At 61.7% G+C, this 12,420-nt stretch carries 11 protein-coding genes; 5 read left to right on the top strand and 6 right to left on the bottom strand.

The window, feature by feature from the left end; genetic code table 11:
* Positions 1 to 15: 15 nt before the first annotated feature.
* Positions 16 to 1,548, bottom strand: a complete 1,533-nt coding sequence (locus SJY33_RS05950; protein ID WP_379921687.1) for an acyl-CoA carboxylase subunit beta — start codon at positions 1,546 to 1,548, stop codon at positions 16 to 18.
* A gap of 94 nt (positions 1,549 to 1,642) precedes the next feature.
* Here SJY33_RS05950 and SJY33_RS05955 point away from each other — a divergent pair, with 94 nt between their 5' ends.
* Positions 1,643 to 2,746, top strand: a complete 1,104-nt coding sequence (locus SJY33_RS05955; protein ID WP_379921688.1) for an NAD(P)/FAD-dependent oxidoreductase — start codon at positions 1,643 to 1,645, stop codon at positions 2,744 to 2,746.
* A 1-nt stretch (position 2,747) separates the two neighbouring features.
* Here SJY33_RS05955 and SJY33_RS05960 read toward each other — a convergent pair whose 3' ends face one another.
* The 4 genes from SJY33_RS05960 to pgi form a co-directional block, all read right to left on the bottom strand.
* Entirely contained in the window at positions 2,748 to 3,470 is a 723-nt protein-coding gene (locus SJY33_RS05960) for an SDR family oxidoreductase (protein WP_379921689.1), read from the bottom strand.
* 28 nt (positions 3,471 to 3,498) lie between these two features.
* The gene (gorA, locus tag SJY33_RS05965; protein WP_379921690.1) at positions 3,499 to 4,851 is read right to left on the bottom strand and encodes a glutathione-disulfide reductase; all 1,353 of its coding nucleotides are present in this window, start codon (positions 4,849 to 4,851) and stop codon (positions 3,499 to 3,501) included.
* 121 nt (positions 4,852 to 4,972) lie between these two features.
* Entirely contained in the window at positions 4,973 to 6,481 is a 1,509-nt protein-coding gene (locus tag SJY33_RS05970; RefSeq protein ID WP_379921691.1) for a DEAD/DEAH box helicase, read from the bottom strand.
* A gap of 242 nt (positions 6,482 to 6,723) precedes the next feature.
* The gene (pgi, locus tag SJY33_RS05975; protein ID WP_379921692.1) at positions 6,724 to 8,286 is read right to left on the bottom strand and encodes a glucose-6-phosphate isomerase; all 1,563 of its coding nucleotides are present in this window, start codon (positions 8,284 to 8,286) and stop codon (positions 6,724 to 6,726) included.
* Between the two features lie 49 nt (positions 8,287 to 8,335).
* Here pgi and lepB point away from each other — a divergent pair, with 49 nt between their 5' ends.
* The 4 genes from lepB (at position 8,336) to SJY33_RS05995 (ending at position 11,406) form a co-directional block, all read left to right on the top strand.
* Entirely contained in the window at positions 8,336 to 9,184 is an 849-nt protein-coding gene (lepB, locus tag SJY33_RS05980; RefSeq protein ID WP_379921693.1) for a signal peptidase I, read from the top strand.
* A complete protein-coding gene (gene rnc, locus SJY33_RS05985; protein WP_379921695.1) occupies positions 9,181 to 9,864 on the top strand; it encodes a ribonuclease III in 684 nt (227 codons plus the stop codon). The genes lepB and rnc overlap by 4 nt, the downstream gene beginning before the upstream one ends.
* A 107-nt stretch (positions 9,865 to 9,971) precedes the next feature.
* Entirely contained in the window at positions 9,972 to 10,880 is a 909-nt protein-coding gene (gene era / locus SJY33_RS05990; RefSeq protein WP_379921696.1) for a GTPase Era, read from the top strand.
* A 103-nt stretch (positions 10,881 to 10,983) separates the two neighbouring features.
* The gene (locus tag SJY33_RS05995) at positions 10,984 to 11,406 is read left to right on the top strand and encodes a response regulator (protein WP_379921697.1); all 423 of its coding nucleotides are present in this window, start codon (positions 10,984 to 10,986) and stop codon (positions 11,404 to 11,406) included.
* Here SJY33_RS05995 and SJY33_RS06000 read toward each other — a convergent pair whose 3' ends face one another.
* Complete coding sequence (locus SJY33_RS06000; RefSeq protein ID WP_379921698.1) at positions 11,407 to 12,420, bottom strand: sensor histidine kinase; 1,014 nt, start codon at positions 12,418 to 12,420, stop codon at positions 11,407 to 11,409. It lies immediately after the preceding gene.

A 12,420-nucleotide genomic window follows, 5' to 3' on the forward strand; every position in this document is an offset into this window, starting at 1 on the left:
GCCATGCGCTTCGGTTTAGAGCGGAATATTATCATGCTTCTTCCAAGGGTTCTCCAGCTGCTTCGTCCGCAGCTTCCTTAGCCCCAGCGCAATCCGCCGCCGGGTCGAGTGCGGGTGGATCACCTCGTCGATATAGCCGCGTGATGCTGCCACGAAGGGGTTGGCGAAGCGGTCTTCGTATTCCTTGGTCCGCTCGGCGATCTTGGCGGGGTCGTCCTTCTCCTGACGGAAGATGATCTCCACCGCGCCTTTCGCGCCCATTACCGCGATCTCGGCGGTCGGCCAGGCGTAGTTCAAATCGCCGCGCAGGTGCTTTGATGCCATCACGTCATAGGCCCCGCCGTAAGCCTTGCGGGTGATGACGGTGATCTTGGGCACGGTCGCCTCGGCATAGGCGAACAGCAGCTTCGCGCCGTGCTTGATGATCCCGCCCAGTTCCTGCGCGGTGCCGGGGAGGAAGCCGGGGACGTCGACGAAGGTGATGATCGGGATCTCGAAGGCATCGCAGAACCGCACGAAGCGCGCGGCCTTCTTCGATGAATTGATGTCGAGCACGCCCGCAAGCACCATCGGCTGGTTCGCCACCACCCCCACGGTGCGACCTTCCACGCGGCCGAAGCCGCACAGGATGTTGCCCGCGTGCGCCGGCTGGATCTCGAAGAAATCGCCCTCGTCCAGCACCTTGGCGATGACTTCGTGCATGTCATAGGGCTGGTTAGCATTGTCGGGGATCAGCGTGTCGAGGCTCATGTCGAGCCGGTCCCACGGGTCGCTGGTGGGCAGCTGCGGCACGCCTTCGCGGTTCGAGAGCGGCAGGAAATCGAAGAACCGCCGGGTCGCCAGCAGCGCCTCGATGTCGTTTTCGTAAGCGAGATCGGCGACGCTGGTCTTGGTGGTGTGGGTGATCGCGCCGCCCAACTCTTCCTGCGTCACGACCTCGTTGGTGACGGTCTTCACCACCTCGGGGCCGGTGACGAACATGTAGCTGGAATCCTTCACCATGAAGATGAAGTCGGTCATGGCAGGCGAATAGACCGCCCCGCCCGCACACGGCCCCATGATGAGGCTGATCTGCGGCACCACGCCGCTCGCCAGCACATTGCGCTGGAACACCTCGGCATAGCCGCCAAGGCTGGCCACGCCCTCCTGAATCCGCGCGCCGCCCGAATCGTTCAGACCGATCACGGGCGCACCGACCTTCATCGCGGTGTCCATCACCTTGCAGATCTTCTCGGCATGACGCTTCGACAGGCTTCCGCCGAACACGGTGAAGTCCTGCGAGAAGACATACACCAGCCGACCGTTGATCGTGCCGCTGCCGGTCACCACCCCGTCGCCGGGGATGCGCTGCGTTTCCATACCGAAATCGGTGCAGTCATGCTCGACATAGGTGTCGACTTCCTCGAAGCTGCCTTCGTCGAGCAGCACTTCGAGCCGTTCGCGCGCGGTCAGCTTGCCCTTGGCATGCTGCGCGTCGATCCGCTTTTGGCCGCCACCCATCCGGGCAGCTTCGCGGCGGCGTTCCATTTCGGCGATGTTGGCGGACACGCGGGGTTCCTCTCTCAATGTCGTTGCCGACGCGTTGCCTTAGCGCGCCGCGAGCGTCAACGTGCCAAACGTGGCAGAGAACGAGAAGGCAGGTATGGAAACCGCAGATGTCTTGGTGATCGGCGGCGGGATCGCGGGTCTTTCAGCCGCAGCCCGCGTTGCACCGGATGCGCGGGTGATCGTGATCGAAGCCGAGGCTGCGGCGGGCTATCACGCCTCGGGCCGCAGCGTTGCTTTTGCACATTACGGCCTCGGGAACGAGCCTGTGCGTGATCTGACCGCGATGAGCATGGCCGAGCTTGCCGCCTTCGCGACGGTGCACCCGGCCTTGCATATCGCCAGCGCCCAAGAGACGGCGGCGCTCGATGCTTTGGAGGCGGTGCATCGGCGCTATGGCTGCCATACCATGCGGATCGGTGCGGATGAAGCGCAGGCGTTGATGCCTGTACTCAAGGCAAAGGCGTGCGCAGCGGCGCTGGTGGAGCACGGGTCGCTGAAACTTGACACCAACGCGATGCTCCACGCCTGCGCCACTTCGCTGAAGGCCGCGGGCGGCACTCTTGTCACCGGTGCGCGTGTCACTGGGATTGCGCAGTGCGGGCAGATTTGGCACGCCGAGACCAGCGTGGGGGACTTTGCTGCACCGATCCTCGTCAACGCTGCCGGAGCGTGGGCCGATGCAGTCGCGCAGATGGCCGGCATCGCTCCGCTCGGGATCGAACCGCGCCGCCGCACAGTCATCAGCTTTGCCGCGCCCGGAGATATGGATGTAAGCACATGGCCTTTCACCAAAACGGTCGGCGAAGGCTTCTACCTGCTGCCTGAAGGACGCGGGGGCCTGCTGGCATCAAGCATGGACCAGACCCGTTCGGCCCCTTGCGACGCCGCCGCGGAGGAATTCGACATCGCCATCGCGGCTGACCGGGTTGAGCAGGCCACCACGCTTGCCATCCGCCGGATCAGCCATAGCTGGGCAGGCTTAAGAAGCTTTGCGCCAGACGAGTTGCCGGTAGTGGGCCAAGCCACCGGCGCGCCCGGCTTTGTGTGGTGTGCCGGGCAAGGTGGGGCAGGCTTTCAGTCAGCCCCCACCCTGGCGCGCATCGCAGCGGCGGCGGTGCTGGGGATGCCCTTCCCCGAAGACTGCGCTGCGGGAGGACTATCGCCCGAAACCTTCTCGCCAAAGCGGCTTGGCGGCTAGATCAAAACCGCAACGTCATCCGCCGCGCCAGCGACGGCGCGATGGATTCAACCATCCGCAGGGCGCGGGTCATGCCGATATTCGCCTCGTCCCGCTGCTGCTCGATGGCGGCAACGATCTGCCGCGCGCATTCTTCCGCCGGCATCTTCTTCATCGGGTTCCCGTCATTCATCTGCGTGTCAACTACGGGGGGCAGTGCCTCGATCACCTGGATCGATGTGTCCTTCAGCTGTTCACGCAGGGCCAGCGTGTAGAACCGCAGTCCCGCCTTGGTCGCGCAATAGACCGGCTGACGCGCCGCCGGAGCAATAGCAAGGCCGCTAGTGACATTGACGATCGCCGCCTGAGGCCGGCCGCGCAGACGCGGGACCAGCGCTGTGATCAGCCGGATAGGCGCAGTAAGGTTGGCGTAAATGCCTTCATCCGCAGCGTCGGCATCGGGCGCGCCCTTGCGGAAATCATGATCGACCAGCTGTCCGGCATTGTTGATGAGGACGTCGAGCGGGCGATCCCCCAGCAGCGCCAGCAAGGCATCGACCCCGGCGGCGTTCGACAGATCGGCAGTCAGCGCCTCGAATCCTTCGGCGCGCATCGAGTCAAGCCGGGCGGGATCGCGGCCCGTCAGGATCACGCGCGCGCCCTTGGCCTGAAGCTGGCGCGCCATTTCCCGCCCAATCCCGGCGCTGCCGCCGGTCAGCAGCACGTTCTTGTCATTAAGGTCCAAAACACGCCCTCCTTTTGCGCGGTGCGCGCTATTTGAACAGCACCAGTTCTTCGGCCATCGTGGGGTGGATCGCCACCGTGGCATCAAAATCGGCCTTGGTCAGTCCGGCCTTCACCGCAATCGCTGCAGCCTGCATGATCTCGGGCGCTTCGGGGCCGATCATGTGGATTCCCACGATCCGATCACTTCCGGCATCGACGATCATCTTGTAAAGACTGCGTTCGTTGCGGCCAGCCACGACATTCTTCATCGGTCTAAAATCGGACTGATAGACCTTGATGTTCCCCAACGTGTTGCGCGCTTCGCCTTCGGTCATGCCGACAGCGGCGATGGGCGGATGGCTGAAGACGGCACTCGGCACGCAGGAATGATCGACAGCGTAGGGCTCGCGGTCGCCGAACACGCTATCAGCAAACGCCTGACCTTCGCGAATGGCAACCGGTGTCAGCTGCACGCGGTCCGTCACATCGCCTACGGCATAGACGTAATCGACATTGGTGCGGCTGAAAGCGTCGACTACGATTTCGCCCCGCTTACCGACTTCAACGCCGATGGTTTCCAGTCCCAGACCTTCCACATTGGGGACACGGCCGGTTGCAACCATTACCGCATCATATTCGCACGGCTCCTGCCCCGACAGCGTGACCAGAAGGGTGCCATCGGCCTGCTTTTCGATATGCTCGAACTCGGCATGGAACAGGAAGGCAATGCCCTTGACCATCGATATCTGCAGCAACCGGTCACGCACGCTTGCATCATAGCTTCGCAGAATCGTGTCCGAACGGTTGGCGATCGTAACCTTGCAACCGAATTCGTTGAAAATGCCGGCAAATTCGTTTGCGATGTAACCGCCACCTGCGATCAGAATACGCTTCGGCAGTGTTTCAAGATGAAAAGCCTCATTCGAGGTGATGACATGCTCATTGCCCGGAAACTGCGGTACGAACGGGCGCGCGCCGGTGGCAATCAGGATGTATCGCGCAGTCACGACCTTTCCGCTCGCCAGCGTAATTTCGTGATCGCCCGTAATTGTTGCCCGTTCGTTGAAGATCGTCACATCGTGGCTGCCCAGCGTCTGCCCATACAACCCTTCCAGACGCGACACGTCCTGCTGCACGGAATCGCGCAAGGTCGCCCAGTCGAAGCTTTTTTCGCCGATAGTCCAGCCGAAATGCTGTGCATCAACCAGATCTTCGGCAAAGTGCGCGCCGTACACCAGCATCTTCTTGGGCACACAACCGCGAATGACACAGGTGCCGCCTACGCGGTATTCTTCGGCCACCGCCAATTTGGCGCCGTGGGCAGCGGCTACCCGGCTGGCGCGTACGCCCCCGGACCCTGCTCCGATGGTGAAGAGATCAAAATCATAAGTGTCGGCCACGGCGCTGCTCCTTTAGGGGACCGGGCGCATATGGCGGCGCGCGCCGATGGGGGCAACCACGGCGCGGCGAAAAGGTGCGATTGGTCAAATGAAACGGGGGCCAGAAAGGCCCCCGTTCAATTCAGACATTGGCAGAGCGCGGACGACCACCGCCGCCGCCGGGGCGACCACGGCCACGGTTGCCACCGCCACCATTGCCGCCGGGACGCGCGCCGCCACCTGCATGGCGCCGATCACCACCGCCACCGTTTCCGGCGGGGCGCGCCTGACCATTGGCCTGCTGAGGCTTGCGATCACCCTGCGGACGACGATCACCTTCGGCACGGCGCGGTTCGCCCTGCTGCGGGCGCCGTTCGCCGCGGCTGTCGCCCTGCGGCTTGCGATCGCCCTGCGGCTTGCGCTGGCCGATGGGCCGCGGGTTGACGCGCTTCATCGGGACCCGCGGTGCAGGCTTGGTCGGGCCTTCGCCTTCCACCACGGCACGGAAGTTATCGGGCAGTGCCAGACGATCCAGTTCAGCGCCGGTCGTCTTGCGAATATCCTTCAGATACGCGCGTTCATCCTCGGCACAAAAGGCAATCGCAATCCCGCTCTTACCCGCCCGCGCCGTGCGGCCGATGCGGTGCACGTATTGTTCGGGCACATTGGGCAGTTCGTAGTTGATGACGTGACTGACCCCCGGAATGTCGATCCCGCGCGCGGCCACATCTGTCGCAATCAGCACAGGCACACGCGCCTTGCGGAATTCGTCGAGCGCGCGCTGGCGCTGCGGCTGCGACTTGTTGCCGTGGATCGCATTGGCAGGAATGCCCGCCTGCTCAAGCTTCTTCACCACGCGGTCCGCGCCATGCTTGGTCCGGGTGAAGATCAGCACGCGTTCGATGGCGCCGGGCACCTGATGGCGGCCCTTCAGAACCATTTCGAGAAGCGCCAGCTTTTCGTCCTGCTGCACCATGAACAGGTACTGGTCGATACGCTCGGCAGTCGTGCTTTCGGGGGTAACGGACACCTGCACGGGGTTGTTGCAGAACCCGCTGACCAGTTCCTTGATCGCCTTGGGCATCGTCGCGCTGAAGAACAGCGTCTGGCGCTCCTTGGGGGCCAGTTCCTTGATCTTGCGCAGCGCGTGAATGAAGCCGAGATCAAGCATCTGGTCCGCTTCGTCGAGCACAAGGATCTCGATACCTGCCAGGTTCAATGCCTTCTGGTCGATCAGGTCAAGCAGGCGGCCCGGGGTCGCGACCAGAATGTCGGTGCCGCGGTGCAGCTTGTTGCGGTCCTTGCCCACGCTGGTACCGCCGACGATGCACTGCACCTTCAACCCGGCAAGCGCACCGTAATCCTTGGCGCTGTCCGCGATCTGCACCGCGAGTTCGCGGGTCGGGGCCAGCACCAGCATGCGGCATGATTTGAACGGGATTTGCTTGTCGGCTTCGCGCAAGCGGTCGATGCTCGGCAACATGAACGCGGCAGTTTTGCCGGTGCCTGTCTGCGCGATTCCGAGCAGGTCGCGGCCCTTCAGAACGGCGGGAATAGCCTGTTCCTGAATCGGCGTCGGTGTAGAATAGCCCTTGAGGTCAAGCGCCTGAAGAACGGGCTGCGACAGCCCGAGGTCAGCAAAAATAGTCATGTGAAATAAGCTCGCAATTGATCTGCGACGCGCGCTCGGCTGCCTGAACGCCAAACGTTCACAGGCACGCCACGCACGGCGCGGGGGTTGAAACCGCCCGCGTGAAAAGGGAAGTCTTGAAAGGTAGAACCGAAGAGCGGCCGGGGCGGATGCTTTTAGATTTCCGCCGCTTCACGCATGGCTAGCGCGCTTCGATGCGGTGCAGATGGGCGCGATCGGGCCAAAAGTCAACCGTGTCGCCCTTACCCCAGACCTGCTGCTGCCATCAGTGCCCTTGTGCTGGCATCGAACGTGCCCTCACCCGTTTCGATCTGCTTGGCAATCGCCTTGCCCAGTTCAACACCGAACTGGTCGAAGGGGTTGATGCCCATCAGGACAGCATTGGCAAAAGTGCGATGTTCGTGAAACGCAATCAGAGCGCCCAATGCCGCGGCATCGCAATCGTCGATCAAGAATGTCGTTGACGGCCGGTCGCCGGCATAGGCACGTGCTGGATCGTCGGAGGGTTTGCCCGCCATTAATGCTGCGCCTTGCGCCAGGCAATTCATCAGCAAGATGCGGTGATGGGCGGGATTCAATTGATCGCCCGGTGCGATGCTGACCAGAAAATCGACCGGGATCAGATGCGTGCCCTGATGCAGCAACTGGAACACGGCGTGCTGCGCATCGGTCCCTACCCCGCCCCATGTGATGGCCGCAGTCGGCGCATCCACCGGCGCCCCGCTGACAGTGACGCTTTTACCGTTGGATTCCATCTCAAGCTGCTGGAGGTAATCGGGCAGCAGTGCCAGCCGTTCATCATAGGCGAACACCGCGCGGGTCTGGCAACCGCGCAGCCGCGTGTAATATTGATCAGCAAAGGCAGCGAGCAGCGGCGCGTTGTCGCGGCCTTCGTTGGCGCGAAAATGATCGTCCACCGCCTTGGCGCCTGCCAGCATCGCCCGGAATTCATCCATGCCAATCGCCAACGCGACCGGGAATCCGATTGATGAAAACATAGAGTAGCGCCCGCCCACGCTTTCGGTAAAGGGCAGCACGCGGGTTTCATCCACACCCCATTCAACCGCCTTTTCGGGCGACGCGGTCAACGCAATCACCCGGCCGCCCGGGTCATCGACGCCGTTTTCGGCCAGCCATTGCAGCGCGCTGTTGGCGTTGGTCATCGTTTCGATGGTGGTAAAGGTCTTCGATGCGACCGCGATCAGCGTGGTTTCGGGATCGCAAGCGCGGAACGCCTGTTCCATTGCCAGCCCATCGATGTTCGACACGACATGCACATCCACCAGCGCCAGATCGCGGGTCAGAGCATCGATGGCAAGCGCGGGGCCCAGCGCAGACCCGCCGATGCCGATAGCGATGCAATGCCTGATTTCGCCCAAGGCGCCTTCATGGATCGCTTCGACCAGCATTCCCATGCGATCCAGCAAGGCGGCGGCTTCTTCTACCTGAGCAGGGGTGCCGCTGCCACGCAGCGCGCCGTGGGTGGCGGCGCGGCCTTCGGTGACATTGATAATCCCGCCGTCAAACAGCGCATCGCGCGCCGCGCCGAAATCAGAAGCCTGCGCCAACGTTTCGAACGCGGTCAGGATGTCGCTGGACAGGTGCGTCTTGGAAAAATCGATTCGCATACCCGCTTCAGCCGGGCTGCCAGGTTCAATCGGCCATGCGATCCTGCGGGTAAGCGCCGCGGGCCGATCTGGATCGGTGGCAAACAGATCGGACAGCGGGGTATGCTGCATTCCGCGCAACGTCGTCCATGCCTGTGCAGCGGCAGCTTCGCCATGTACATTGCCCGAAGTGCTCATCGCCGTTCCCCTTTACGCAAGTGTGCCGGTGCGAGTAAGGGCAGAGGCGATGGATGTTAAGACCCAATCGCTTGCGGCCCCGCACCCTGCCGCAGATGGCGCACGTGCCCGCGATAGCTGGGCCGGGTTTTTCTGGTTTCTGATCAAGCTCGTGCTGGCAGTGCTCGTTTTTCGAACCGTCGTATTTTCCCCGTTTTCGATCCCGTCGGAAAGCATGCTCCCACGGTTGATGAACGGCGATTTCCTGCTCGCGGCGAAGTGGCCCTATGGCCTGTCGCGCCATTCTCTTCCGTTTGATGTGTCGCTTCCCGAAGGACGGATATTGGCCCGCTCGCCAGAGCGCGGTGATATCGTGATCTTCAAACACCCGGTTGGCGGCCAGGAATATATCAAACGAGTGATCGGTTTGCCGGGCGACAAGGTTGCCATGATTGGCGGCACCGTGATCCTGAACGGCGTCCAACTGCGCCGCGACGCGGTTGATGACACTGTGATACCCCAGTCAGCCAACACCGGCTGCGGCTGGGGCGGCGTGGTATCACACAACACTTTGTCAGATGCGCCAACTGCTGAAACGTGTCGCTATACCGCCTTTCGTGAAACCTTGCCGGGAGGCAAATCCTTCATCACACTCGATTTCGGTCCAACGCCGTATGATGGCTTTGCCGAACAGACCGTGCCTGAAGGCCACCTGTTCGTGATGGGCGACAACCGCGACAATTCTCGGGACAGCCGGTTTGCGGCGATGGCAGGCGATGGGGTTGGCATGGTGCCGCAGGATCTGCTGGTCGGGCGCGCGGCGATCATCGTTTGGTCAACCGATGGGAGCGCCGACTGGGGCGACCCCTTCAGCTGGTTTGACGCAGCGCGCTGGGACCGGATTGGAAACCTGCTGTGACCGCGCTGTCACCCGCCACGTTGGGCTGGCTCGAACATCAGGGGTTCACCGTCACCACACCCGCGACCTGGGTGGAGGCGCTGACCCATGGCAGCTACAATGGGTCAGGCGCTGATGCGGCCGATTATCAGCGGCTCGAATTTCTGGGCGACAGGGTGTTGGGCCTGTCTGTGGCAAGCTGGCTGTTTCACGCGGGCGACGCGCCCGAAGGCAAGCTGTCGCAGCGTCTTAACGCGCTGGTCAGCGGCACGACCTGCGCACGCATTGCGCGGTCAATCGGCGTTCCCCAGCACATCCGGCTGGGCAAACAGGCCCGCGATGATGGCGGCGCTGATAGCGACAAGATCCTGGGCGATGTGATGGAAGCGTTGATCGGCGCATGCTTTATCGAAAACGGGTTCGATGCGGCGCAAGCGATGATCTATCGCCTGTGGGCCAATGAACTGGATGGCGATGTCGGCAAGGCCAAGCATCCCAAAAGCGCGCTGCAGGAATGGGCCGCGGGCAATCGCCGGGCGCCCCCATTGTATGAAGTGACGGACCGCAGCGGACCCGATCATGCGGCGCGCTTCACCGTGCAGGTAAGCGTCCGCAACGTCGGCGCCGCCGAAGCCACAGCCACAAGCAAGGGCGAAGCCGAACGTCTGGCGGCAAAAGCGTTTCTGGAACGATTCGGCTAAGTGCGCTAAGGCGGTGCCAACATCGGAACCGGACGGCTCCCAACCCAAACGGCGATCCGCAGCCGCGTTGGAACGAAGCAAAAATTCTGCGGCCAGGAAGTCATGACATGACCCAACAAAAATGCGGCATGGTTGCCGTGATCGGCGCGCCCAACGCGGGCAAATCGACGCTTGTAAATCAGCTAGTCGGCCAGAAGGTCGCAATCACCTCTGCCAAAGCGCAAACCACTCGCGCGCGGATGCTGGGAATTGCCTTGCATGAATTGGCAGGAACACCTGTTCAGATGATTTTGGTCGATACCCCCGGTATCTTTGCACCGCGCCGCCGGCTTGACCGCGCAATGGTCAGCGCGGCGTGGGAAGGCGCCGAGGCAGCTGATGCGGTGTTGCTGCTGGTCGATCCGATCAAGCAGCGCCGCCATGAGTTGGAACCTTTGCTTGAGGCGCTGGCTGGGCGGCCGGAACGCAAGATCCTTGTCATCAACAAGGTCGACCGCGCCAAGAAGGAACCCATGCTGGCGCTGGCGCAGGATCTGGGCGGCAAGGTCGATTTTGCCGAAATCTATTTCGTATCCGCGTTGACGGGTGACGGCGTGCCGGAACTCAAGGATGCGCTGGCAGCCATGATGCCCGATGGCGAATGGATGTATCCCGAAGATCAGGTCTCGGACGCGTCCGAACGCCTGCTTGCCGCGGAAATTACCCGCGAACAGCTGTACCAGCAGCTCCACGAAGAACTGCCCTATGACAGCGCCGTGCGTCCCGAAAAATACGAAGTGCGCAAGGACGGCAGTATCGAGATTCATCAGCAGATCGTCGTGGCCCGGGAAACCCAGCGTGCGATCGTGCTTGGCAAAGGCGGTTCCCGGATCAAGCAGATCGGGGCTGCGGCTCGCAAGGAATTATCGGAAGTGCTCGGCGTGCCGGTTCACCTCTACTTGCACGTCAAGCAGCTTGAAAACTGGGCCGAAGACAAGGAAATCTTTGAAGAGATGGGTCTGGACTGGGTCAGATAAGGGGCGGTGTGACTGTGCCAGATTACGGATCGGGCGATCGGTCCGTCAGTTATCGGTCAGTGCTTCCTGAAAAAAAATGTCCTGAAAAGGGAACCGAGAGGTCATGACAGGTCTTTTGCAATCCATGTCCGAACCCATTCTCATTGTCGAAGATGAATTTTTCATCGCATTTGAGATGAAAAGCATTCTCGAACGCGCCGGGTATGAAGTGCGCGCTGTTGCGGCGGATCTTACCGAAGCGCTCACCCATGCGGAACAAGGCGTGGCCATTGCGCTTGTCGATCTGCATCTGCGCGATGGGCTGACCGGCCCGGAGATTGGCGCACGGCTATGTTCGGAATTTGGCGCGACGGTGGTGTTTGTTACGGCCAACCCCCGTCTTCTCGGCAACGGGATTGCCGGAACTGTCGGCGTTATCAGCAAGCCAGCCGAACCCGAAGTGCTGCTAACCGCCGTCAGTTACGCAATGGAACGTCGCCGCGGCCGCGAGATCGAAGCGCCTCAATGCCTGCAATGCTTCAATTGATCAGCTTCGGCTGAGGCGTTCTTCCAGCACCCGAATATTCACGCAAAGACCGTCTTTTGCCCAAACGCGGTCAATCGTGCCGCCAAGTTGCGCTGTAATTGCGATCTCAGTCAGTTGGGTCCCAAACCCGGTTTGCTCAGGCTCTGTAACCGGCGGCCCACCCGATTCATGCCATTTGATTGCAACCAATCCATCTTCGACATCGATCTGAATCGCAACCCGACCATCAGGCGACGACATCGCGCCATACTTCATCGAATTGGTGGCCAATTCGTGAAAAGCCAAACCAATTGGCGTTGCGCCGCGGTCATCGATCAGCACGCTATCGCCCTCGATCGTAAGACGCCCTTCGTCCAAAACCGGATAGGGGACCATCAATTGACGCAGCAGTTCTGAAAGCGAAGAAGGCCCGCTATGCGGCGCGCTGTCTTCACTGTGCGGGCGGGCATAGTCATGCGCGCGGCCCAAGGCCGAAACACGCGCCTGCAATTGGCGTGCAAGCGTTTCCATGGTGGGAAACTGCCGCGCAGAAATGCCGATGATACCGCCAATAACCGCAAAGATATTCTTGATCCGGTGACTTAACTCACGGCTCAGAACCGCGTTCATCTGCGCGGTTTGTTTGTGTTCGTTGATATCGGTACAGGTGCCGACCCAGCGGATGATGCTGCCATCGTCCGATCGGACGGGCAAGGCACGCCCCAGCGTCCACCGGTAGTCGCCGCTGTGATGGCGCAGCCGATACTCGATTTCGTAAGGCTCACCGGTTTCAAGGCAGCTGCGCCAGATCGCCCATGCGCGTTCCTGGTCTTCAGGATGGAACATGCCGTTCCAGCCTTCACCATCGGTCGATCCCACAGGCGCGCCGGTGAATTCGTACCAGCGAGCATTGTAGTAATCGTGTGCGCCGTCGGGCTGGGTCGACCAGACCATTTGCGGCATCGCATCAGCCAGTTGGCGGAACGTAATCTGCCCGACGCTCATGTCGTTCTTCTGGTCGAGAGATTTGGGCAT

Origin of the sequence: Erythrobacter sp. R86502, assembly GCF_042466465.1 — a bacterium.
Classification (GTDB): domain Bacteria; phylum Pseudomonadota; class Alphaproteobacteria; order Sphingomonadales; family Sphingomonadaceae; genus Erythrobacter.